This window comes from Mesorhizobium sp. Mes31, assembly GCF_024519675.1.
Taxonomy (GTDB): domain Bacteria; phylum Pseudomonadota; class Alphaproteobacteria; order Rhizobiales; family Rhizobiaceae; genus Mesorhizobium.
On the sequence record NZ_JALJRL010000028.1, the window covers coordinates 32,825 to 54,359 of the forward strand.

Here is a 21,535-nt window from a genome sequence, read left to right on the forward strand (position 1 = left end):
TGCCCATTCACGCCGCCGAGGGACCGGGGTCGTCGTCCTCTGTCTGCCGCATTCCGGCTCTCTCGCCAAGAGGCTGCCTGTCGGCCGCGGCGCTGTAGACGAGGGTGAGCCCATGCGGTCGCCTCACCTCGGCGCGGGATTTCTCCTTGACTGCCCGCCGCGCGGCCTCCGGCTGGTAGAGCACGGCCTTGATCAGGATCGACTCACGCCTGCCGTCGGGATATTCGATCGATGTCGTCTGGCCCTGAGCCATGCCGAGCATGCAGAGCCCGCGCCGCGTTGCGACCGACAGGCTGGAGCCGACCGGCCCGCGAACCTCGTTTTGCACCAGGGTTCGCGTCTCGGCAGGGCCGGCATCGATACGAAACACCACTCTGCTGTTCAACGTGACGATATCGGGTCCGACCGCATCGATCGCGACGACATCGGCGGTTGAAAGCTTGTGCTCGAGCATGTGCACGATCGGATCCGCGAATGCCCGCCGGCGCTCCAGCATGACTTCGAGGACGGCGAAGTCCTTCGTCGTCAGACGGCAATTCGTGCTTGTCATCACCGCCTCCACACTCACGACCGCTGCTGGCCGGAGGCGGGCATGTCGACGGCTTCGACAGTCACCGACAGTTCCCGGCCACCACGGCTGCTCCAGCACACCACCTGCCCGACGGTCGCACCGATGAGCGCCGTCCCCATTGGCGTCAGCACCGAGATCCTGTTTTCGGCAATGTCGGCCTCTCCCGGATAGACCAGCGTGATGCGCTGCGTGTTTCCGCCTTCGCCGCTGATTGTCACCGTGGAGCCCATTCGCACCACGTCGGCCGGCATTGCCGCGGCGTCCGTGACGACGGCCCGATCCATCTCCGAAAGCAGATCTTCGGCCGTCTCGAGCGCGCGGTCGAGATACGCTCTCGCCAGGCCCATCAGCCTGTCATGATCGGCATCGCTGACCAGCAGCTGGCTCTGTGGGCGCAGTCCTGTTGCATGTTGCATGGCAAACCTCATGAATTGGCGCATCGAACAGATGCGCGCTTGCCGCCGTGTCGATGGCGGCTCGATGAAAAGCCGACAGCCGCGAGGCCGTCTGGCTTGAGGATGGTGATGTCAGGTAGAGATGCCCCGGTTCGGACGGACGCCAAAAGGCGGCCGCGCCGGGGCTACGATCCCGCGATCGGGCAGACCCTGAACAAGGTTCTGATATGGGCGAGGTTGCTCATGCCCCGAACCTTGCCGACAGGCGTCCGCTTGTCAAGCGCGGCCAAAGCGCTCAACCGCCGACATAGTCCCGATGAAAGCGCGGGCCGAGGCTGGTCAGGATTTCATAGCCGATGGTACCGGCATGGCCGGCAGCGTCGTCGACGCTTTGCGAAGGGCCGAGCAGCTCGACGAGGTCGCCATCGCGAAGCTTGCCGGACGGCAAGGCGGATATGTCGAGAATGATCGAATCCATCGACACCCGCCCGAGGAAGGGCAACCGCACGCCTTCGAACCAGGCCGCGGACGCCGCGCGTCGATGCCAGCCATCGGCATAGCCAAGCGAGATCGTCGCGGCGGCGAGAGGAGCCGTTGTTTTGTACGTGTGGCCATAGCCGACACCAACGCCGGCCTCCAGCATCCGTGTCTGGACGACCTTGGCCTCCAGCCGCGCCACCGGCAGCATCGGGTTCGGCCTGGCCGGAGTCGGATTGATGCCGTAAAGCGCCGCGCCAGGCCGGGCGAGATCGTAGTGAAAGCGCTGCCCGAGAAAGATGCCGGACGAATTGGTGAGCGAGGCCGGCGCCTTCGGCAGCATCTTGCGCAGCCGCTCGAACGCCAGCCGCTGCCGCTCATTGGCCGGATGCTCCGGCTCGTCGGCGCAGGCCAGATGGCTCATCACGAAGCGGATGTCGATGCCCTCAAAGGCACGCGGATCGAGAGCGATGCGCTCGACGTCCCGTGGCGGCATGCCAAGCCGCGACATGCCGCTGTCGACCTGGATTGCCGCCGGCAGCTTCCGGCCGGCACGGCTGGCCGTCTCGCGCCAGGCGGCCAGTTGCGCGAGGCTGTTGACGACGGCGGAAAGGTCGGCCGCCGCGGCATCCGGCTCGGCACCGGGCGGAACGCCGTTCAACACGAAAATGGCAGGACCCGGCCCAAGCGAACGGCGCAAGGCGATACCCTCGCCCAGAAGCGCGACGAAGAAGACCTCGCAGCCTTCGCGCAGCAGCGCCACCGCCACCTGGCTCGCGCCAAGCCCGTACCCGTCGGCCTTGACCACGCCGGCGCAGCGCACACCGCCCAATTGCGCTTTCAGCCGCCGGTAGTTTTCACGGATCGCGCCAAGGTCGATGGTGAGGACGGCCCCAGCCGCCGCCTTGCTTGTGGCGGTGACGTCCTCGGACGGCGACTTGTTGGGGGCGTCGTTCATGGCGACCCTTCTAATGCATGTCGCCCAAAAGTGGCTTCGGTTTTGGGACAACGACATGCATGCAAACAAAGACCAAAGCGCGGCGCACAAATCCGTATCGGCGCGACGCGCTTTAGTGGCGGATAGACATCAATAGGACCCTCGGGTCAGCGCGGCAACTGCGGCCGTTTCAACCGCCGCCGATCGTCCAGCTATCGCACCAGATGCCGGAACGCCGCCACCACCTCTTCATAGACATGACGCTTGAACGGCACGATCAGGTCGGGAAGATCCTGCATCGGCCGCCATGACCATTTGTCGAATTCGGCGGTGTGGTTGCCCGGCGGTGGATTGATCTGGATCTCGCTGACATCGCCGTGGAAGCGGAAGGCGAACCATTTCTGCGTCTGGCCGCGATACCGCCCCTTATAGGCAACGCCGACGAGCTCATCCGGCAAATCGTAGTTGATCCAGCCCGGCGCCTCGGCCAGCAGCGACACGCCGCGCATGCCGGTCTCTTCATAGAGTTCGCGCTCCGCCGCCTGCAACGGCTCCTCACCCTTGTCGATGCCGCCCTGCGGCATCTGCCAGAGTTGCGTCGTGCCGGCGAATTCGCTGTCGGGTTCGGCAATACGATGCCCGACCCAGACCAGGCCATCGGCATTGAGGATCATCAGCCCGACACAAGGACGGTAGGGCAGCGTTTCGCGATCAATCTTTTTCTTCTTTGGCATCAGTCAGTCTTTCCAACCGTCTTGCGATCAGGCCGTGGCTAGCCTTTTTGCGGATCGATCGCCACCGCCGAAATCGGCACGATCTCGATGCCGCGTTTCTTGGCTTCGACTACCCAGGACGACACGGTGTCGACCGTCAGGTCGAACGCCGAGCCGATGCCGACGGCCGAGCCCTTGGCCCGCGCGGTCGCTTCGAGACTGTCCAGTTTCTTCAGGATGGCGCCACGATCCTGCACGGCATCGATCGCCGTGTCGCCGGAGACGAACGGCACGCCGTCCTTCAGCGCTAGGTCCGGTGCGAGGCTGCGCGCCGACGAGCCATCATCGATATAGGCGAGCCCACGTTTGCCGAGCTCAGCCATGAACGGCTCCATCGCCGCCGCGTCGGCGGAAAAGCGCGCGCCCATGTAGTTCATGACGCCGGTGTAGTTTGTCGTCCGCGACAGCGCCCAGTGCAGGTTCTTCAGATTCTCGTCCGCGCTTGCCGCCACCGTCAGCGTGTTGCGGCCCGGATTGACGTTGGGATAGTCGAACGGCTCGAGCGGCACCTGCATGACGATCTCGTGGCCGCTCTGCCTGGCGGCCTGCATCCAGCGGCCGATGCTGTTGCCTTGCGGCGCGAAGGCCAGCGTCACTTCCGGCGGCAGCCTGGCGATGGCCGCCTGGGTGCCGGTCTGCGAAACCGCGAGCCCGCCGATGACGATCGCCACGCGTGCGCCGCGCGCGCCGGACCAGGGCCGCGCATAGACGTCGAACGGCCGCCGGCCATCGGCGGCGCGCACGGGCAACGGCCCGCCGTCGCTGGCTTCGATCAGCGCCTTGTCTGGAATATGTGCGATCTTCAGGTTCTGGCCGATGGTCGACGGATCGTGGATGACGATGGATGCCTTGGGCGGACCATCGCCCTCTTCCGTCTGCACATGAATGATCTGCGGCCCGCCCGTCTTTGTCGGCGTCTCCGCCTTTGGCGCGGCGACCGGAGCCAGCGCGGCCGGCGCTGCGGCAGGTTCGGCGACCGCGGTCACTTTCGGTGTCGAAACGGCAACCTCTTGCGGCTTTCGAAACGGCTTTTCCCTGAGCGCAATCGCACCGGACACGCCGACCACCGCGAGCACGACGACGGACGCCATGACCGCGCCCGAGCTGACCCTGCCGGCGGCGCGCGGCGACCGGACGGTCTGTCCGAGCGGGCGTTCGATGTCCTTGCCTATGTCAGCCAAGCCATATCCCCGGGCGCACGGTCCCGAAATCGGGAACCTTTCGAAAAAGACATGTGCGCATTCATCAATGTCGGCACGCCCTGGCGCCGTACAACGAGGCGCCCTGTTCCCCGAATCAAACTGCCGGGACCTTTCGGTCCCGGCAGCATCGCATCGCTTCGTTCAGGCGGCCAGAGCTGATTGCCCTGGCCCGGGAGCATCGGACCCAAAAGCGGAATCCGGTGTTGGGAAATCCGATGCTCAAGCAAAAAGGCAGAGCGGCGCGTGCGCCGCCCTGGACCGTTACTGGTTGAGCACGGCCTTTTCCGGATTGGGCGGGAAGGCCGGATCAGTCTTCTGGCCGCGCAACAGCTGCTCGGCATAGATGAGCTGCAGGTCGTCCTTCGGATCCGGCGGCACATAGGCTGCCGAACCCGAGCCGGTCGAGCTCTCGTCGGCGCCCTTGATGTGGCCCTTGAGGTCGGATTCGCCGCGCGTCAGGTCCCTGCCCTGCAGTTCCGGCGGCAGCGGCTGGTCGACCTTGATGTCGGGCGTGATGCCCTTGCCCTGGATCGATTTGCCGGACGGCGTGTAATAGAGCGCCGTCGTCAGCCGTAGCGCACCATTCTCGCCGAGCGGAATGATGGTCTGCACCGAACCCTTGCCAAAGGACTGCGTGCCGACCACCGTGACGCGGCGCAGATCCTGCAGCGCGCCGGCGACGATTTCAGATGCACTGGCCGAGCCGCCATTGACGAGAACGATCATCGGCTTGCCGTTGATGTCGTCGACCTGCTTTGGCTTGGCGTCGAAGCGGGTGACGTCCTTCGGATCGCGGCCGCGCGTCGAGACGATCTCGCCACGGTTGAGGAAGGCATCGGACACGCTCACTGCCTGGTCGAGCAGACCACCCGGATTGAGGCGCAGATCGAGCACGTAGCCCTTGAGCTTGTCGTTCGGCACCTGCTTCTTGATGGTGTCGATGGCGTTCTCGAGGTCGTCATAGGTCTTTTCGGTGAACGAGGTGATCTTCATGTAGCCGATATCGTTCTCGACCCGGAACTTGACCGCCTTGACCTTGATGATGTCGCGCACGACCGTCAGTTCGATCGGCTTGTCGGCGCCCTGGCGCAGGATGGTGAGCTTGATCGGCGTGTTGACCAGCCCGCGCATCTTCTCGACCGCGTCATTGAGGGTCAGGCCGCGAACCTCTTCGCCATCGATCTTGGCGATATAGTCGCCGGCCAGCACGCCTGCCTTGGCGGCCGGCGTGTCGTCGATCGGCGTGATCACCTTGACCAGGTCGTTCTCCATGGTGACTTCGATGCCGAGGCCGCCAAACTCGCCCTTGGTCTGGACGCGCATGTCCTGCGCCTGTTCGGCGTTCATGTAGGAGGAGTGCGGGTCAAGCGAGGCAAGCATGCCGTTGATGGCGTTCTCGACCAGCGACTTGTCGTCGGGCGGTGTCACATACTGTGCCCGCACCCGTTCGAAGATGTCGCCGAAGATCGCCAGTTGCTTGTAGGTCTCCGACCCTGCAGCGTTCGCCGCCGAGCCGGGTGTGCCATAGACAAGGCTCATGGCGGACGCGCCCATCAGCGCACCGGCAAACAGAAGCGACAATTTCCGCATTATTCACGTCCTTCCAGAAAAACGGTCCGCCCACCACGGGGCCGGATCGACGGGTTTTCCATCCTTGCGGAACTCGACATAGAGTTCCGGCGTGGCATTTCCATTCTTCGAAACCGAGGTGCTCGCCACCCGGGCTTCTCCCATCGCACCGACCGGCTCTCCTGCGAGCACTGACTGGCCAGTTACGACGCTGATTCTGCTCATCCCCGCCAAAACGACATGATAACCGTCGCCAGCGTTCAGGATCAAGAGTTGACCATAAGAGCGAAACGGCCCCGCATAAAGCACATTCCCATCCGCCGGTGCGGTGACGATGGCTCCCGATTGTGTCGCAACCATGTCGCCAAGCATCACTGCGCCGTTACCGTCATCGGCGCCGAATCGCCGTTTGATGCGGCCGGTCACCGGCAGCGCGATCTGCCCCTGAAGTGCCGAAAAGGGTGCCGCCGCGGCAAGTTGATTGCCTTCCGGAACAGGCAGCGACGCCAGCTCCGCCGGCGCCGACGTCTTGTCACCGTCCGCGGTCTTCTGCTCGGCGGCCTTGGCCGCATCCGCCGCCTTGCGGGTCTTGTCGGCCTGCGCTTCGAGCGAGGCGATCAGTTCCTTCAGGCTGCCGGCCTTGGCGGCGAGCGCCTCGGATCGCTGCTTTTCAGCGGCCATTTCCGTTTGCGTGTCGGCTTCTAGCTTCTGCTTGGCTTCCAGCAGCATGCCCAGCCGCTTCTTTTCCGCCGCCTGGTCCCCGACCGCCGCCGTCAGCCGCGCTCGTTCGGCCTCGATCGAGGCCGTTACCCGCGACTGCTCCTTGAGATCGGCCAGCAGGATATCCGTCTGCTGGCGCAGTTCCGGCACCACGGCGCCGAGCAGGATGGCGCTGCGCACTGACGACAGCGCGTCCTCCGGCTTGACCAGGATCGCCGGCGGCGGGTTGAGCCCCATGCGCTGCAGCGCGCCCAGCACTTCGGCCAGGACGTCGCGTCGCGCCGCCAGCGAGGCGCGGATCTTCTGTTCCTGGCCCTTCAGCCCTTCCAGCCTGGCGCCGATATCCTCGATGTCCTGGCCGAGCTTCTGCTCCGTCATTGCCGACTGGATCAGGGCGGCGGTGATCGAGGCGTGGTCCTTCTTGATTGTCGCGATGTCGGCGGAAAGCTTGGCCAGCCGCTCCGACGACAGCGTGATCTCCTTCGAAACCCGTTCGTATTCAGCCCGGCTCTGATCCGGATCGGGAGCCATGTCGAGCGTGTTCTCGGCCCGCCCGGCATGGAACGACAGGACAAGCGCCGCCGCCGCGATGCCGCAGCGCGCGCGCCATGAGCCCGTTCTCGATTTCCAGCCTTCAGACATTCGGTGTCGACTCTATCTGCGGCTTCGTTAACGAACCATCAACCATGTTTGGAGGGCTCGCTTGTCGATGCAATCTTGCGCGGCAATGGGGCGGAAATCCGGGCAGTCGCGCCAATCCCCCGGTTTATGAGCGGTGATAGGGATGGCCGGACAGGATCGTGGCGACCCTGTAGAGCTGCTCGCCGAGCATCACGCGCACCAGCTGGTGTGGCCAGGTCAGTGCGCCGAACGAGACCACCAGGTCGGCCTGGTCGCGCAGCGACTGCTCGTGGCCGTCGGCACCGCCAATGGCGATGACCACCGCCTTGCGCCCGCCATCGCGCAGCAATCCGATGCGTCCGGCGAATTCTTCGGAGGAAAAGCTCTTGCCACGTTCGTCGAGCAGGATCAGCGCCATGCCCGGCTGCAACTGCGTCTGCAGCCTCTGGCCTTCCTCGCGCCGCCGCTCATTGGCGGTCTGGGGGCGCCCCTCGGCGATCTCGGCCACGCCGGCAAATTCGAGCCCCACTGGCGGGCCGCTCTTGGCGAAGCGCTCGAAATAGCGGTCGGCGAGCTGCTTCTCGGGGCCGGCTTTCATCCGGCCCACGGCATGAACTGATATCTTCATCCTCGCCCCTATAAGCCGCTAATGCATGTCACCCAAGGGTGGAAACCGGTTTTGGGGCAATGGCATGCATCAAAACAAAGGCGGCTTAGTGGAGGGTTTCTTCCTCGAGATCCGGCGCCTGCCACATCTTTTCGAGATTGTAGAATTCGCGGACTTCGGGGCGGAAGACATGGACGATGATGTCGCCCGAATCGATCAGGACCCAGTCGGCGCCAGCCAGCCCCTCGACGCGCGCCGTGCCGAGACCGGCATCCTTGAGCGCCTTGAGCAGGTGATCGGCGACAGCCGAGACATGACGGTGCGATCGGCCCGAGGCGACGACCATATAATCGCCGAGGCTCGATTTCCCCTGGATGTCGATTGAGACGATGTTTTCGGCCTTGGAGTCTTCCAGACTGGCAAGGACTGTCTTGATGGCGCGGGACACGGCGTCGTTTACGCTGATCCCGGCCGGCGAAGGCACGATATAGGCCTTCTTCCGCAGTGCTGTTCTCAGTGTATTTCCTTTCGCAGCAAGAACAACCAAATCACCCCTGAAAGCAGGTGACACCGCTTAGATAGGCAGAGTTCCGTTGCAGTTTCAAGACGGAGACCCAATTGCGGGCGAACTCATTGCGGGCCCGATTGTTCCATGCGAGACGCAAAAGATCGGAACCCAGGCGTCCTGCGACGGTTATCGGCTGACCGACAAACCGGAATCCCGCCATGCCAATCGACCCGCAAAATGCCTTTCTCACCGTCCAGGCCGGCCTCGCCCAGTTGAGCACGCTGATCGTTTCTTATTCCTTCTCGGCCATCGGCGCCGTCATACTGCTGGTTGTCGGCTACATCATCGCCGGCCTTGCCGAGCGTTCCATCTTCGCCGGCCTCGGCCATATCCACGGCTTCGACGCCACGCTGCGGCATTTCTTCTCCAAGATCGTCCGCTATGCCATCCTGATCCTCGTCACGATCATGGTGCTCGGCCAGTTCGGCGTGCAGACCGCGTCGATCATCGCCGCGATCGGTGCCATTGGCCTTGCTATCGGCCTGGCGTTGCAAGGCACGCTGCAGAACATCGCCGCCGGCATCATGCTTCTGGCGCTGCGGCCATTCCGCATCGGCGAATCGGTCGAGGTCGGGTCCATTGCCGGCACGATCGAGGAGATCGGGTTGTTCGCGACGAAGCTGCGGACCGCCGACGGCATCTATGTTCTCGCGCCCAATTCGACCCTGTGGAACCAGCCGGTGCGCAACTTCACCCGCAACGGCGTGCGCCGCAGCGACATCACGCTCAGCATCGGCTCGTGGAACGACATCGACCGCGCCCAGAAGACGCTGCTCGCCATTGCCGCGGCCGAGCGCCGGATCAAGCGCGATCCGTCGCCGATCGCCTTCGTCGCGACCCTTGGCGAAAGCACGGTCTCGATTTCGCTGCGCTACTGGACGTCGTCGGCGGATTTCTTCGCCACCCAGACCGATCTCACCAAGCGCGCCAAGCAGGAATTCGACAGCGAAGGCATTTCGATCCCGCTGCCGCCACCGGAAGCACCGGCGCCGGACGCCCGCCGGCAATAGTCAGCCGCCTCTGTGGCGGTCCTGCTCGTCCGGCGCGAAAGCGAGTTCCACCGGCAGCGGCGCCTGCGCCGTCATCGGCGCGAAGCTGCCGGTTTCCGTGGCGGGAACCGGCAGCGTCGTGAACACGCGCAACAGCACGAACAGGCAGAAGGCGCAAGCGATGACGATCGCCACATAGATGAAGGCCTGCGTGCCGAAGACCGCCGACAGCGCCGTCACGATGCCCGGCACGATGAAGCCCGAAAGCGACCATGCAAACAACAGCGAGCTGGACAGCGCCACCATGTCGTCCTTGCCGGCGCGGTCGGCGGCATGCGCGCTGGCCAGCGAATAGATCGATTCCGACGCGCCGTCCCAGATGATGTAGATCACCACCAGCGCCGCCAGCGCGCCACCGTCGAAACCGAGCGCGAACATGCCCGCCGCGGCGGCGAGCGCGGATGCCGCGACCAGCACATAGCGGCGATCGGTACGGTCGGAAATCCAGCCAAGCGGTATCTGCAGGATCAGCGTGCCGACCGGCATGGCCGAAAGCAGCAGCGCCACATCGGCCTGGCTGTAGCCCTTGGCCGTGGCGTGGATCGGCGCAAAGCCGGCAATCGACATCGACAGGCCGCCGACCGCCAGCATGCCGGCGACGCCGACCGGTGAAATTCGCCAGGCCCGGCCGAGCGCCACCGAGGCCGCTTGCGGCGCCGGCGGCTGGGCCAGCCGCGTCATCCCGACGGGGAGGATCGACAAAGCGGTGAAGACGATGCCGATCAAGGGCGCATCCGCCGTCCTGATATCGACCAGCGCCAGCGTCGCGTAGCCGACGCCAAGCCCGGCGACATAGGCAACGTAGAAGAAAGCCATCACCCTGCCGCGTATGGCGTTGGCAACGGCATCGTTCAGCCAGCTTTGGGCAACGATGAACAGGCCGCAGATGGCAAAGCCGTAGAGCGCGCGGGCGGCAATCCACACGATCGGATGCGGCCCGGCGCCGACGGCGGCATTGGCCAGCGCGATCAGCGCCGACAGCACCATGAACGCACGCGCATGGCCAACCCTTCGCACCAGCGGTCCGGTCAGGATACAGCCGGCGAGACCACCGGCCGAAAGGCCGGTGATGATCAGCCCGGCCCATGTCGGATCGAAGCCTTCGACGCCGAGGCGGACCGGGATATAGGCAAACATCAGCCCGTTGCCGACAGCGATCAGCGCCATCGACACGATGACGCTGGCAATCGCGATCAGCGGCGGCTCTTCGCCCTGCGCGGCGTCGGTGCGGTTTTTTTCGAGAATCGGCATGCCTGCTCAGGATTGCCCATGAAACAGGCAAAGGGAGCGATAAAAGCGACATGGCCGGACGGGTGGAAATCTCCCTTTCGCCTCTTCCGACGGGCCAGGATACTCAGCCTTTCGCCAGCTTGCGGATCGCGCTCGACGACAGCGACGAGCGCGGGCCATGGATGAACGTCCAGGCCGGCGCCTTCATGCGGGCGAGGCGAGGCGCATCTCCCTCGTCGATGCGGGCATAGTCGAAGGTCTTGGCGACCACCGATGATAGGAACGACAGCGTCGCGCCCGGGCGGTCGATGACCGCGATCGGGAAGGTCATGACGATCTCGCGCCAGCGCTGCCAGTGATGGAAGTCGCGCAAGCTGTCGGCGCCCATGATCCAGACGAAATCGACGCCGGGATTGCGCGCCTTGACCAGCGCCAGCGTATCGGCGGTGTAGCGGACATGATGGGCCGCCTCGAAGGCGGTGACCTTGACCTTGGGGTTCCTGGCGATCCGCTCGGACAATTGCAGCCGCTCGGCCAGTGGCGCGAGCTCCCGCGCGCTCTTAAGCGGATTGCCGGGCGTCACCATCCACCACAACTGATCGAGCGCCAGGCGCCGCAGCGCGATCTCGGCGACCAGCGCGTGGCCGGCATGCGGCGGATTGAACGAACCGCCGAACAGGCCGACGGCCAGCCCCTTTTCGGCATGCGGCATCTTCAGATAGGCGGAGGGGGCCGTGTGTTCGGGCTGCGAAAGCATGGTGCTAGGCACCCCCCTCTGTCCTGCCGGACATCTCCCCCTCAAGGGGGGAGATTGGCAGTTTCATTATCGGCGCAAATCCTGCGAGGTTGGAAGTTGGCGAGGTCGAAGATGACAGCCAATCTCCCCCCTTGAGGGGGAGATGCCCGGCAGGGCAGAGGGGGGTGGATGGGCGCAAGCTTCAGGCCCTTTGGACGAAAAGCTTCACGGCCTCACCTGTCCCGACCCGCGCACGCGGTATTTGAAGGAGGTCAACTGCTCGACGCCGACCGGCCCGCGGGCATGCATCTTGCCAGTGGCGATGCCGATCTCGGCGCCCATGCCGAACTCCCCGCCGTCGGCGAACTGCGTCGAGGCATTGTGCAGCAGGATCGCCGAATCGATCTCGTTGAAGAACCGTTCCACCACTTGCGCGTCCTCGGCGACGATCGCCTCGGTGTGATGCGAGGAGAAATTCTCGATGTGCTCGATCGCGCCGCCGATACCGTCGACCAGCTTCACCGCGATGACGGCGTCGAGATATTCGGTCACCCAGTCGGCGTCGGTCGCCGGCTTGGCGTCGAAGAACACTTTCAGCACTTCGGCATCGGCATGGATTTCGCACCCGGCGGCGCGCAAGGCGTCCAGGATCGGCACCAGATGGGTGGACGCGACGGCACGGTCGACCAGCAGCGTCTCGGCGGCGCCGCACACGCCGGTGCGCCGCATCTTGGCGTTGACGGCGATCTCGACCGCCATTTCGAGCCTGGCGGACCGGTCGATGTAGAGATGGCAGATGCCTTCGAGATGGGCGAATACCGGCACCCGCGCCTCGTTCTGCACCCGCCCGACAAGGCTTTTTCCCCCGCGCGGAATGATGACGTCGAGCGCGCCGCCGAGGCCCTTCAGCATTTCGCCGACAGCGGCGCGGTCGGTGGTCGGCACCAACTGGATGGCGTCTTCCGGCAGGCCGGCGGCCTTCAGCCCCTCGACCAGGCAGGCATGGATGGCGGCCGACGAGTTGAGCGAATCCGAGCCGCCGCGCAGGATCACCGGATTGCCGGCCTTGAGGCACAGCGCGCCGGCATCCGCCGTCACGTTCGGACGGCTCTCATAGATGACGCCGACGACGCCGAGCGGCGTGCGCACCCGCTCGATATGCAGGCCGTTCGGCCGGTCCCATTCAGCGATGACGTCGCCGACCGGGTCGCGCAGCGCCGCGATCTCACGGATACCTTCAGCCATGGCGCGGATGCGCGCCGGGTCGAGCTTCAGCCGGTCCATGAAGGAAGCGGAAAGCCCAGACTCGTGGCCATTCGACACATCGATGACATTGGCGTCGAGAATATCCTGCTCACGGGAAATGATCGTCTCGGCCATGGCAAGGAGCGCGGCGTTCTTGGCGGCGGTCGTGGCGATGGCCAGCGGTCGGGCGGCGGCGCGGGCGCGGCGGCCGATATCGGCCATCAGCGCCACGGTGTCATCCCGGGATTTTTCATGCAGCTTCAGCATGGCTCACCCTCCGCTCGATACTTGGTCACCGGTCCGTACCTGGTCGGTAGCCCGTGCCTGGTCGGCGGCATGGCTCACCACGAGGTCGTCGCGGTGGATCATCGCCGAACGCGCTTCGTATCCGAGCACGGTTTCAATCTCGGCCGTTTTCAGACCAGCGATCCTTACGGCATCGGCGGCATCATAGGCAACCAGCCCGCGCGCGATCTCGCGGCCTTCGGGCGACAGGATCGCCACCGTGTCGCCACGCGAGAAATTGCCGCTGACCAGCTTGACGCCGGCCGGCAGCAGCGACTTGCCAGACAGCAGCGCGCCGATGGCGCCGGCATCGACCGTCAGCCGGCCGGCCGGTTCGAGCTGGCCGGCGATCCAGGTCTTGTAGCCCTTGACCGGATTGGCGCTCGGCCGGAAGAAGGTGGCCCGTTCGCCGCGTTCGATCGCCATCAGCGGCGACAGCCTTGTGCCTGATGTGATGATCATCGCGGTGCCGGCGGCGGTGGCGATCTTGCCCGCATCGAGTTTGGTCCGCATGCCACCGCGCGACAGCTCGGAAGCGGCCGCTCCCGCCATCGCCTCGATGTCCGGCGTGATGCGATCGACGACGGGAATGAACTTGGCTTGCGGGTCGCGCGCGGGCGGCGCGGTGTAGAGCCCGTCAATGTCGGAAAGCAGCACCAACAGGTCGGCGCCCATCATCGTCGCCACGCGCGCGGCGAGCCGGTCATTGTCGCCATAGCGGATTTCGGAGGTGGCCACCGTGTCGTTCTCGTTGATGACCGGCACCGCCTTCATCTTGAGCAGCGTCGAGATCGTCGCCCGCGCGTTGAGGTAGCGGCGGCGTTCCTCGGTGTCACCGAGCGTCAGCAGGATCTGGCCCGATTTCAGGCTGCCCTTGCCGAGCGCATCCGACCAGGCGCCGGCCAGCGCGATCTGCCCGACGGCGGCTGCTGCCTGGCTCTCCTCGAGCTTCAGGGCGCGCTTGCCAAGGCCGAGAATGGTGCGACCGAGCGCGATGGCGCCAGACGACACGACGAGGATCTCGGCGCCGCCCTGGGCCAAAACGGCAATATCGTCGGCGAGCGAGGCCAGCCAGTCGCGCTTCAGGCCCGTCGTGCGGTCGACGAGCAGCGCCGAGCCGATCTTGACGGTGATGCGCCGGTATTTCTTCAGCGACTGCATGGCCCTACTTTTCCCAGCGCGTCTCGACCACGGGAGCGGCTTCCGCGCGCGCCTCGGCAATCACCGCCATCAGCGCTCGCAGCACTGCTTCGACACCTTCGCCGGTGACGGCGGACAACAGCATCGGCGCCCGGCCGGCGGCGCGCTTCAGCGAGGCGACCTTCTTCTTGCGTGCGTCGGCATCGAGCGTGTCGACCTGGCTGAGCGCCACGATCTCGACCTTGTCGGTCAGGCCGTTGCCATAGGCGTCGAGTTCGGCGCGCACGGTCTTGTAGGCCTTGCCCAGGTTTTCCTCTTGCGCCGAAACCAGATGCAGCAGCACGCGCGTGCGCTCGACATGGCCAAGGAAGCGGTCGCCGATGCCGACGCCCTGATGCGCGCCTTCGATGAGGCCCGGAATGTCGGCGATGACGAATTCGCGCCCGTCGATGCGGGCGACGCCAAGACCGGGGTGCAGCGTGGTGAACGGATAGTCGGCGATCTTCGGCTTGGCCGCGGTGACGGCGGCCAGGAAAGTCGACTTGCCGGCATTCGGCAGCCCGACCAGCCCCGCATCGGCGATCAGCTTCAGCCGCAGCCAGATGTTGAGCTCGACGCCCGGCAGGCCGGGATTGGCGCGGCGCGGCGCCTGGTTGGTCGAGGTCTTGAAATGCTGGTTGCCGAAGCCGCCATTGCCGCCCTTGGCGAGCAGAAAGCGCTGGCCGACCACGGTCAGGTCGCAGATCAGCGTCTCGTTGTCTTCCTCGAAGACCTGGGTTCCCGCCGGCACCTTCAGCGTGACATCGGCACCCTTGGCGCCGGTCATGTTGCGGCCCATGCCATGGACGCCGGTCTTGGCCTTGAAATGCTGCTGGTAACGATAGTCGATCAGCGTGTTCAGCCCGTCGACCGCCTCCAGCCAGACATCGCCGCCGCGGCCGCCGTCGCCGCCATCCGGTCCGCCGAATTCGATGAACTTCTCGCGCCGGAACGACACCGAACCGGCGCCCCCGTCACCGGAGCGGACATAGACCTTGGCTTGATCGAGAAATTTCATCGGACTGCAGTTTCTTTTATTGGCCTTGCGGCATTGCTCTAAACCTTGGGCCTTGCTCTAAACCAAGGCGCGGCGAAGGGCGAGGACGTTTTGCGACAGGGGCCGCGCGAGATTGGCCGGAGTGATGCCGGAATGAAGCTTGTAACCTACAACATCCAGTACGGCATCGGCCTCGACGGGCGCTATGATGTCGGGCGCGTCACCGACGCCGTGCGCGGCGCCGACGTGATCGCGCTGCAGGAGGTGACCCGCAACAACCCCAGAAACGGTGGACGCGACATGGTCGCCGAGATCGGCGAGGCGCTGCCCGACTATTTCGCAGTCTATGGCAGCAATTTCGAGGCCAATATCGGTTCGCGCATCGAGAACGGCCGCGCCGTCACCAGCACTTTCCAGCTCGGCAACATGGTGCTGTCGAAGACGCCCATTCATCTGTCGCGCAATCTGCTTTTGCCGCGCAGCCGCAGCTTCGAGGTCATGAACTTCCAGCGTGGCGCGCTGGAGGCGCTGATCGAGACACCGCTTGGTTTCATCCGCTTCTATTCCATCCATCTCGATCACCGCAGCCCGGTCGAACGCGCCAGCCAGATCCAGTTCCTGCGCCAGCGCCTGCTGAACTATGCGCTCGAAGGCGGCGCCTTGTCCGGCGTCGCCGAGATCGGCCTGCCGGAATTGCCCCATCCCGAAGCCTTTGTCGGCATGGGTGATTTCAACATGCTTGCCGGATCGCCCGAATATATCGAACTCGCTGGCCGGCCGGATCATGAATTCGGCATGCCGCTGACCGCCGACTTTGCCGTCGATGCCGCCATGCGCCTCAACGTCGCTGGCGACGATCTCGTCTCCTGGGTCGATCCCAAACAACCGGCCAATGCCAGCCGCCACAAGCGCATCGACTACGTCTTCACCAGCGCTTCGCTTGCCAGATCGCTGAAGCGCCTGTGGGTCGACCGCCAGGCGGTCGGTTCGGACCACCTGCCGGTGTGGGTCGAAATGGGCTGATGGCTCTTCATCCGGCTGCGTTTTCGCGTTCGACGATCGCCATCATGATGGCATCGCGATATTCCCCATCGATATAGACCGCGTCGCGCTGCACGCCCTCCCTGACAAATCCGACCTTGTCGTAAAGCGTGATGGCGCGGGCATTGTCGGAATGCACGAAAAGCTCGATACGGACAAAGCCGTCCTTGCGCGCTTGCGCCACGGTTGCATTGATGAGCTTCCGTCCAAGGCCACGCCCCCGATAGGACGGGACAATGCCCATCCCAAGCATGCCGCGATGAGCGTGTATGGGCCGATCATGGCGAGTGATGTCGCACCAGCCGACAACCTCCCCACGAACAGCTGCTACATAGCCTGGATCGCCTCTTGCGATTCGGTCCATCACAAATCTTCTGGCTTGATCCAGCGGCGGCGCCTCAAGAAAGGACAAATACTTTCGCTCACGCGAAACGACATCGAGCGCGCGATGAAAGCTTTCGATATGCCCAAGTGCTAGCGGCTCGATCTCGACCGATTCAATATCGCTGCTGTCCTCAACCATTGGCTTCACCGGCGCCATGCATCAGAAATGAACCCAGTTCCTGAGGCTGATCCACGTCTTCCTGTCGAGCCTGTAGCGCTCGACAGGCACCTGGCCGGCGACGATCGAGTTCAGCATGCCCTGTCCGGCATACTGGAAGCCGCACTTGTGGATCACCCGGCGCGAGGCTGGATTGATGACCCGCGTCGAGGCATGCAGAACCTGGATCGAGGTCCTCTGGAAGGCGAGGTCGACCAGGGCGTGGGCGGCTTCCGTCGCATAGCCGCGCTTCCAGTGGGGTTCGCCGATCCAGTAACCGAGCTCCAGCCCGCGATCGGTGGTGTTGAGACCGGCGCAGCCGACAAAGGTGTCCGTGCCGGTCAGCGTCAAAGCATAGGCGATGCCGGCGCGGCGCGACTTGGTCATGGCCAGGAAGGCGCGCGCCTCGGCCTCGCCATAGGGGTGCGGCATGCGGGCCAGCATCTCGGCGACATGACGATTGTCGGCAAGCTCGACCAGTTGCGCGATATCGCCTTCGTGCGGCGCCCGCATCACCAGCCGCTCGGTAACCAGGACCGGGCAGTCTATCGCGTAACTTTCGTCTTCTGAGTCATCCGCTTCGGCAACCATTTGAAAGTCCTCCAGGCACAAGAAAAAGGGGAGATGGAAACCCATCTCCCCTGATCCTTTTCCTGGCTTTGCCAGACCTTCTGGCTTCCAGACACCGGTTCCCGAGATGGGCGCCGGTGTTCTGGTGCGGAACCGGCTACTCCGCGGCTTTGGTAATCGGGTTGACCGATACGTAGGTTCGGCCGTTGGCTTTCTTGTTGAACATCACGGCGCCGGCTTCGAGCGCAAAAAGGGTATGGTCCGTGCCGATGCCGACATTGACGCCGGGATGCCACGTGGTGCCGCGTTGACGAATGATGATGTTGCCCGGGATGACGGCTTCGCCGCCGAACTTCTTCACGCCCAGACGCTTGGAATGCGAGTCGCGACCGTTGCGCGACGAGCCGCCAGCTTTCTTGTGTGCCATCTAACTAACTCCGTTGCGCCGCAAGGCGCCTAAAAGGCCTTATGAACGCGTTCGCGTTCCGTTTCAAGTCCGATCCGGCTGATGTTTCGCCAGAAATTACTTCGCCGCCAATTCCTTGGCCTGCTCGCGCCAGTCCTTGATCTGGTCGGCGCTGAAGGGCATGTGCTCGTCGATCTTGGCGACATCCTTGTCGGTCAGCTTGGCGAGCTGGGCGAAGGTGATGATGCCCTGCTCGTTGAGATCCTTGGCCGCGACCGGGCCGATGCCCTTGATCACGGTCAGGTCGTCCGGCTCGCCCTTCGGCGCCTTGAACAGCGGTGCTGCCGCGGTCTCGGCTGCCTTGGCCTTGGCTTCCTTCTTCGGCGCGGCTTCGGCCTTCGCTTCGGTGGCGGCCTCTGCCTTCACTTCCGCCTTGGCGGCGGCCTTCTTGGCCGGCTTGGCGCCACCCAGCAGGATCTCGGAGATCCGCACGGTGGTGAGAAGCTGGCGATGGCCGATCTTGCGGCGCGAGTTCTGCCGGCGGCGCTTCTTGAAGGCGATGACCGTGCGGTTCTTGCCCTGTTCGACGACCTCGGCGGTGACCACCGCGCCGTCGACGAACGGCGCGCCGAACGTGACATTCTCGCCCTCGCCATGCGCGAGCACGTGGCCGATCTCGACGATATCGCCGACACTGGCTTCGACTTTTTCGATCTTCAGGAGATCGTTGGCGGCGACGCGATACTGCTTGCCGCCCGTTTTGATGACTGCGAACATTTTTTGCCTTTCGCTGTTCGGTCGGCCTCGATGAATCACCACTGGCGGTTCGGCCGTCTTTTTGTCAGTCTGCGGGTTCAAAAAACAAGCGGCGCGGAAGAACCCTCCACGCCGATTGCGCGCTGTCCCTAACCGAAGGTTGAGTGCGAGTCAAGGCAAACGGCCGCGCCGTTGCCGAGACTGTCATTGGCGGCCGTGTCGGCACGCCCCCACACAGTGTTGCCGTAGGTGGTCATCTTTCCGGCGAGAACAACGGCAAGGCCCCGGAGAAAAGCGTCACGGCGATGAGCGCCAGGGCCACACCTGCGGTGCCTGTGACCGGTAAACACCGGCATGAATCCGCTGCCTGTCAGGCAAGCCAAATAACTGGCCGATTTGGCCTTGTAACCTGCCCGTTCAGCCGTTATCTAGTGCGCCGCGCCGGCAACGGCCGACCATGACCGCGGAGAGGTGGCAGAGTGGTCGAATGCACCGCACTCGAAATGCGGCATGGGTGCAAGCCCATCGGGGGTTCGAATCCCTCCCTCTCCGCCATTTCGCCTGCCGGCCTTCGCCAATGGCGATGAAATAGAACCCGGTCGACATCCGAGGGCATCAGGTTCTGGCTTGACGAAGTTCTGCAGTCGGCCATCCTACCATCCGCCCAGTGCTCGAAGTCGTCGGAGCGGGGTTTCACAAAACAGAACTGATGGATCCGCGACCGGGACGAGAATGCATCGTTGCAAACTTGAGGAGAGGTCGAACGCCTCGACGTTCAGAAGCCGAAGAATTCCTTGCGCAACGCGTCTTCATATCTTCTCTTCAAATCAAGAACCTTACCGCGCACCTCGTCCTCGGCGAAATGCGCCGCTTCCCATTTGTCGACCTCAGCGACTGAATGGTTGACAGAGGCCAGTTCCTCTTCCTGTTTTGATCGCCGCTATCCATTCCTCCACCGCGGCCTTGTAGTCGCTCTGGAGTCGGTCGAGTTCGGACGTATCGACTTGCATGGCTCACCCCATTGTTGGCGCCACCTTTGTAGGTCAGCCCGATGAGCAAACTAAGACACCCGTGGAGGCATTTGACCGGTGCTGCAGGCACGTTTCAGACGCCAGGTCGCCATGGGTGCGGGCCGCCTCGCGTCGCCACCAAACATCTCGCGGGCGCGGCAGGTCCGACGAGGGTCGCCTTCGCCTCGCGGGAAGGTGCCGATGCCGGATCGTTGACGAACCAACGGCCCCTTGAATCGGCCATAGCGAACCATGCGCTCGCCGGCGGCAGCGTTCTGGTCGTGGAGGGCGAGGCCCCTCAATGCACCGCTGAGTAAGTCACAAGAAAATGGTCCGCAGCTTGCGCTGCGGACCATGCCGAACAAAGTGATTGAACCTAGAAGGAACGCTGAAAGCGAAGGATACCGCCGAGGCCATCGTCGCTGGCGTGATAGATGCTGTCTGCCTTGTTGTAGTAGTCGACTTCGGCCGTGACGGTGAGGCCCGGAACGATGTCGTAGGCGACGTTGGCAACCAGGCCCAAGGTCTTGCCTTCATCATACGAAGCCTGAACGTTGAACGAGGTTTTCTCGTTGATCTTGTAGGTGCCGCCACCCCAGATCGCCCAGTTGCCGTCCCACAGCTTGTAGAAGTTGGTGTCGTTGTTCTTGTCGGTGCCATAACCACCCATGACGAACAGCGCCAGTTCGTTGGTGGCGTTCACATCCAGGCGAACCTTGCCGGCCACTTCCTCGTAGTTGCTGTCATAGCCAAGCACGCCGGTGATGGCGCCCCAGCCCTGCGTGTACTTCACACCGCCGACGACATGCGGAACATAGCTGTCGATCGTATAATCGCCCGAGCCTTCTTCCAACGAGGCCACGAATGACAGGCCATTTCCCGCGTCGAAATAGTACTCGATGGCGTTGGTGTCGAACGAGCCATAGCCGACGATCGTGTCGTCGATGACGTTGCCGGCGTAGCCGATGAAGGTATCGAAGGCCGATTCGTCCTTGCCGACGCGCAGACCACCGAGCTGAATCCAGGCGAAGTTCAGGGTGACGCTTGAATTGCGGGCCTGCCAGTTGTCGGAGGTCCCGTCGGAATAGTCGCCGCTGCTGTTGCCAAAATTGAAACGTGTCTCGGTGTAGGTCTTCAAGGTGCCGAACTCGGTTTCCTGGCCGGTCCAGGTCTTCAGCGTGAACCGAGCCTGCTTCCAGTAGGTGTCGTTGCTGCTGCCGTCCTGGTGATCGGTGACGTTCTGCACGCCTTCGCGATCACCGGCGCCGATGTCGTAGCGGATATAGCCGCCGATGCGCAGGCAGGTTTCGGTGCCGGGGATGTAGAAGTAGCCGGCGCCATAGACGTCGCAGATCTTGACGTATTGAGCGGGTTCCGGTTCGGCGACGACGACGGCGTCGGCGGCGCGCGCACCGGAAACTGCGATCAGGGCCGCAGCGGAGCCGAGAAGAAGGCTCTTGATGTTCATTTTTGATCTCCAGTCAAAAGTTTAAGGGGCCGGCAAAAATCTTCCGCCTCAATCCCCACTCCTAGAAGCGGCGCGACGCACCGCCTCCTCGCAAGGAATTGCGTATGAGGGGCGATTCTTCAATGTATACTTCGCAAAGATGGAGCACAGATTACAAATATCACGCGCACATGTTGCCTAAATGTCACCACTTATACAACAATTTGCATCATGTGATACATACAATACATATAGCACTACTTGCCCAAATGGCACATGTGAGACAAGCGGCACTGAAGATTAGATACTTTAAATAAATTGGCGTCGAGTTTTTCGTTGATGTCGTCAGAGAATCCAAGCTTCCTTCTCAGACAATTTTCCGAGGACTGGCAGCGGTGATATTGAGACCAGGCTGGGCCAAGGATCTTATGAGAGGCCGGAATGCTTCAGACGCGGGCCCCGAGAGGCAGAGCCGTGGGCGAATGGCCCCGACCGCCGCGAAGAAACAACCGCCGCGCCAGGTGGCTTCATGCGCGAGGAGTGGCGCGGATCATTCCGCCGATGGCCAGGCTGCTCGTCGTTGTTGTCCTCGCGCCGCCTCGC

General features: G+C 63.7%; 21 protein-coding genes and 1 tRNA gene. 3 read left to right on the forward strand and 19 right to left on the reverse strand.

What is annotated here, in order from left to right; genetic code table 11:
* Window positions 1-7 precede the first annotated feature (7 nt).
* From NR193_RS30630 to rsfS, 9 genes are all read right to left on the reverse strand, one after another.
* Window positions 8-550: a nucleoside-diphosphate kinase gene (locus tag NR193_RS30630; RefSeq protein ID WP_256754407.1), complete on the reverse strand. Its 543-nt coding sequence runs from the start codon at window positions 548-550 to the stop codon at window positions 8-10.
* Between the two features lie 14 nt (window positions 551-564).
* Entirely contained in the window at window positions 565-987 is a 423-nt protein-coding gene (gene rnk / locus NR193_RS30635; RefSeq protein ID WP_256754408.1) for a nucleoside diphosphate kinase regulator, read from the reverse strand.
* 274 nt (window positions 988-1,261) lie between these two features.
* Window positions 1,262-2,401 (reverse strand): alanine racemase, encoded by a 1,140-nt coding sequence (gene alr, locus NR193_RS30640; protein ID WP_256754409.1) that lies wholly within the window; start codon window positions 2,399-2,401, stop codon window positions 1,262-1,264.
* Window positions 2,402-2,592: 191 nt separating this feature from the next.
* Entirely contained in the window at window positions 2,593-3,114 is a 522-nt protein-coding gene (locus NR193_RS30645; RefSeq protein WP_256754410.1) for an RNA pyrophosphohydrolase, read from the reverse strand.
* Window positions 3,115-3,152: 38 nt separating this feature from the next.
* Window positions 3,153-4,334 carry a divergent polysaccharide deacetylase family protein gene (locus NR193_RS30650; protein WP_256754411.1) on the reverse strand — a complete coding sequence of 394 codons (1,182 nt, stop codon included), beginning with the start codon at window positions 4,332-4,334 and terminating at the stop codon, window positions 3,153-3,155.
* 282 nt (window positions 4,335-4,616) lie between these two features.
* Window positions 4,617-5,948 (reverse strand): S41 family peptidase, encoded by a 1,332-nt coding sequence (locus NR193_RS30655; protein ID WP_167365099.1) that lies wholly within the window; start codon window positions 5,946-5,948, stop codon window positions 4,617-4,619.
* Window positions 5,949-7,286, reverse strand: a complete 1,338-nt coding sequence (locus NR193_RS30660) for a murein hydrolase activator EnvC (protein ID WP_256754412.1) — start codon at window positions 7,284-7,286, stop codon at window positions 5,949-5,951.
* 124 nt (window positions 7,287-7,410) lie between these two features.
* A complete protein-coding gene (gene rlmH, locus NR193_RS30665; RefSeq protein ID WP_256754413.1) occupies window positions 7,411-7,893 on the reverse strand; it encodes a 23S rRNA (pseudouridine(1915)-N(3))-methyltransferase RlmH in 483 nt (160 codons plus the stop codon).
* Between the two features lie 85 nt (window positions 7,894-7,978).
* On the reverse strand, window positions 7,979-8,356 hold the full coding sequence (gene rsfS / locus NR193_RS30670; protein ID WP_091578959.1) for a ribosome silencing factor: 378 nt from the start codon (window positions 8,354-8,356) through the stop codon (window positions 7,979-7,981).
* Between the two features lie 242 nt (window positions 8,357-8,598).
* On the opposite strand from rsfS, the gene NR193_RS30675 reads away from it, so the two are divergent.
* On the forward strand, window positions 8,599-9,450 hold the full coding sequence (locus tag NR193_RS30675; RefSeq protein ID WP_256754414.1) for a mechanosensitive ion channel family protein: 852 nt from the start codon (window positions 8,599-8,601) through the stop codon (window positions 9,448-9,450).
* On the opposite strand, the gene NR193_RS30680 is transcribed toward NR193_RS30675, so the two are convergent.
* From NR193_RS30680 to obgE, 5 genes are all read right to left on the reverse strand, one after another.
* Complete coding sequence (locus NR193_RS30680) at window positions 9,451-10,740, reverse strand: MFS transporter (protein ID WP_256754415.1); 1,290 nt, start codon at window positions 10,738-10,740, stop codon at window positions 9,451-9,453.
* A gap of 103 nt (window positions 10,741-10,843) precedes the next feature.
* Window positions 10,844-11,431 carry a nicotinate-nucleotide adenylyltransferase gene (locus NR193_RS30685; protein ID WP_256754433.1) on the reverse strand — a complete coding sequence of 196 codons (588 nt, stop codon included), beginning with the start codon at window positions 11,429-11,431 and terminating at the stop codon, window positions 10,844-10,846.
* Window positions 11,432-11,680: 249 nt separating this feature from the next.
* The gene (locus tag NR193_RS30690; protein WP_256754416.1) at window positions 11,681-12,967 is read right to left on the reverse strand and encodes a glutamate-5-semialdehyde dehydrogenase; all 1,287 of its coding nucleotides are present in this window, start codon (window positions 12,965-12,967) and stop codon (window positions 11,681-11,683) included.
* Window positions 12,968-12,970: 3 nt separating this feature from the next.
* Window positions 12,971-14,146, reverse strand: a complete 1,176-nt coding sequence (proB, locus tag NR193_RS30695) for a glutamate 5-kinase (protein WP_256754417.1) — start codon at window positions 14,144-14,146, stop codon at window positions 12,971-12,973.
* A gap of 4 nt (window positions 14,147-14,150) precedes the next feature.
* Window positions 14,151-15,182, reverse strand: a complete 1,032-nt coding sequence (gene obgE, locus NR193_RS30700; protein ID WP_256754418.1) for a GTPase ObgE — start codon at window positions 15,180-15,182, stop codon at window positions 14,151-14,153.
* 132 nt (window positions 15,183-15,314) lie between these two features.
* Between obgE and NR193_RS30705 the strand changes: the two genes are divergently transcribed.
* Window positions 15,315-16,184, forward strand: a complete 870-nt coding sequence (locus NR193_RS30705) for an endonuclease/exonuclease/phosphatase family protein (protein WP_256754419.1) — start codon at window positions 15,315-15,317, stop codon at window positions 16,182-16,184.
* Window positions 16,185-16,191: 7 nt separating this feature from the next.
* Here the strand turns inward: NR193_RS30705 and NR193_RS30710 are convergent, their stop codons facing one another.
* The 4 genes from NR193_RS30710 to NR193_RS30725 form a co-directional block, all read right to left on the reverse strand.
* Entirely contained in the window at window positions 16,192-16,725 is a 534-nt protein-coding gene (locus NR193_RS30710) for a GNAT family N-acetyltransferase (protein ID WP_256754420.1), read from the reverse strand.
* Window positions 16,726-16,746: 21 nt separating this feature from the next.
* The gene (locus tag NR193_RS30715; RefSeq protein ID WP_256754421.1) at window positions 16,747-17,334 is read right to left on the reverse strand and encodes a GNAT family N-acetyltransferase; all 588 of its coding nucleotides are present in this window, start codon (window positions 17,332-17,334) and stop codon (window positions 16,747-16,749) included.
* 136 nt (window positions 17,335-17,470) lie between these two features.
* Window positions 17,471-17,740, reverse strand: a complete 270-nt coding sequence (rpmA, locus tag NR193_RS30720) for a 50S ribosomal protein L27 (protein WP_091578900.1) — start codon at window positions 17,738-17,740, stop codon at window positions 17,471-17,473.
* A gap of 96 nt (window positions 17,741-17,836) precedes the next feature.
* The gene (locus tag NR193_RS30725; protein WP_256754422.1) at window positions 17,837-18,496 is read right to left on the reverse strand and encodes a 50S ribosomal protein L21; all 660 of its coding nucleotides are present in this window, start codon (window positions 18,494-18,496) and stop codon (window positions 17,837-17,839) included.
* A gap of 444 nt (window positions 18,497-18,940) precedes the next feature.
* Between NR193_RS30725 and NR193_RS30730 the strand changes: the two genes are divergently transcribed.
* Window positions 18,941-19,030: transfer RNA gene (locus NR193_RS30730), tRNA-Ser, on the forward strand.
* Between the two features lie 831 nt (window positions 19,031-19,861).
* On the opposite strand, the gene NR193_RS30735 is transcribed toward NR193_RS30730, so the two are convergent.
* Window positions 19,862-20,953 (reverse strand): porin, encoded by a 1,092-nt coding sequence (locus NR193_RS30735; RefSeq protein ID WP_256754423.1) that lies wholly within the window; start codon window positions 20,951-20,953, stop codon window positions 19,862-19,864.
* Between the last annotated feature and the right edge of the window lie 582 nt (window positions 20,954-21,535).

What these genes read in the sequence shown, in the direction of transcription:
- NR193_RS30630 (WP_256754407.1), bottom strand. Translation starts at nt 550, where the DNA reads ATGACAAGCACGAATTGCCGTCTGACGACGAAGGACTTCGCCGTCCTC.
- rnk (WP_256754408.1), bottom strand. Translation starts at nt 987, where the DNA reads ATGCAACATGCAACAGGACTGCGCCCACAGAGCCAGCTGCTGGTCAGC.
- alr (WP_256754409.1), bottom strand. Translation starts at nt 2,401, where the DNA reads ATGAACGACGCCCCCAACAAGTCGCCGTCCGAGGACGTCACCGCCACA.
- NR193_RS30645 (WP_256754410.1), bottom strand. Translation starts at nt 3,114, where the DNA reads ATGCCAAAGAAGAAAAAGATTGATCGCGAAACGCTGCCCTACCGTCCT.
- NR193_RS30660 (WP_256754412.1), bottom strand. Translation starts at nt 7,286, where the DNA reads ATGTCTGAAGGCTGGAAATCGAGAACGGGCTCATGGCGCGCGCGCTGC.
- rlmH (WP_256754413.1), bottom strand. Translation starts at nt 7,893, where the DNA reads ATGAAGATATCAGTTCATGCCGTGGGCCGGATGAAAGCCGGCCCCGAG.
- NR193_RS30675 (WP_256754414.1), top strand. Translation starts at nt 8,599, where the DNA reads ATGCCAATCGACCCGCAAAATGCCTTTCTCACCGTCCAGGCCGGCCTC.
- NR193_RS30680 (WP_256754415.1), bottom strand. Translation starts at nt 10,740, where the DNA reads ATGCCGATTCTCGAAAAAAACCGCACCGACGCCGCGCAGGGCGAAGAG.
- NR193_RS30685 (WP_256754433.1), bottom strand. Translation starts at nt 11,431, where the DNA reads ATGCCGCATGCCGAAAAGGGGCTGGCCGTCGGCCTGTTCGGCGGTTCG.
- NR193_RS30690 (WP_256754416.1), bottom strand. Translation starts at nt 12,967, where the DNA reads ATGCTGAAGCTGCATGAAAAATCCCGGGATGACACCGTGGCGCTGATG.
- proB (WP_256754417.1), bottom strand. Translation starts at nt 14,146, where the DNA reads ATGCAGTCGCTGAAGAAATACCGGCGCATCACCGTCAAGATCGGCTCG.
- obgE (WP_256754418.1), bottom strand. Translation starts at nt 15,182, where the DNA reads ATGAAATTTCTCGATCAAGCCAAGGTCTATGTCCGCTCCGGTGACGGG.
- NR193_RS30705 (WP_256754419.1), top strand. Translation starts at nt 15,315, where the DNA reads ATGAAGCTTGTAACCTACAACATCCAGTACGGCATCGGCCTCGACGGG.
- NR193_RS30710 (WP_256754420.1), bottom strand. Translation starts at nt 16,725, where the DNA reads ATGGTTGAGGACAGCAGCGATATTGAATCGGTCGAGATCGAGCCGCTA.
- NR193_RS30715 (WP_256754421.1), bottom strand. Translation starts at nt 17,334, where the DNA reads ATGGTTGCCGAAGCGGATGACTCAGAAGACGAAAGTTACGCGATAGAC.
- rpmA (WP_091578900.1), bottom strand. Translation starts at nt 17,740, where the DNA reads ATGGCACACAAGAAAGCTGGCGGCTCGTCGCGCAACGGTCGCGACTCG.
- NR193_RS30725 (WP_256754422.1), bottom strand. Translation starts at nt 18,496, where the DNA reads ATGTTCGCAGTCATCAAAACGGGCGGCAAGCAGTATCGCGTCGCCGCC.
- NR193_RS30735 (WP_256754423.1), bottom strand. Translation starts at nt 20,953, where the DNA reads ATGAACATCAAGAGCCTTCTTCTCGGCTCCGCTGCGGCCCTGATCGCA.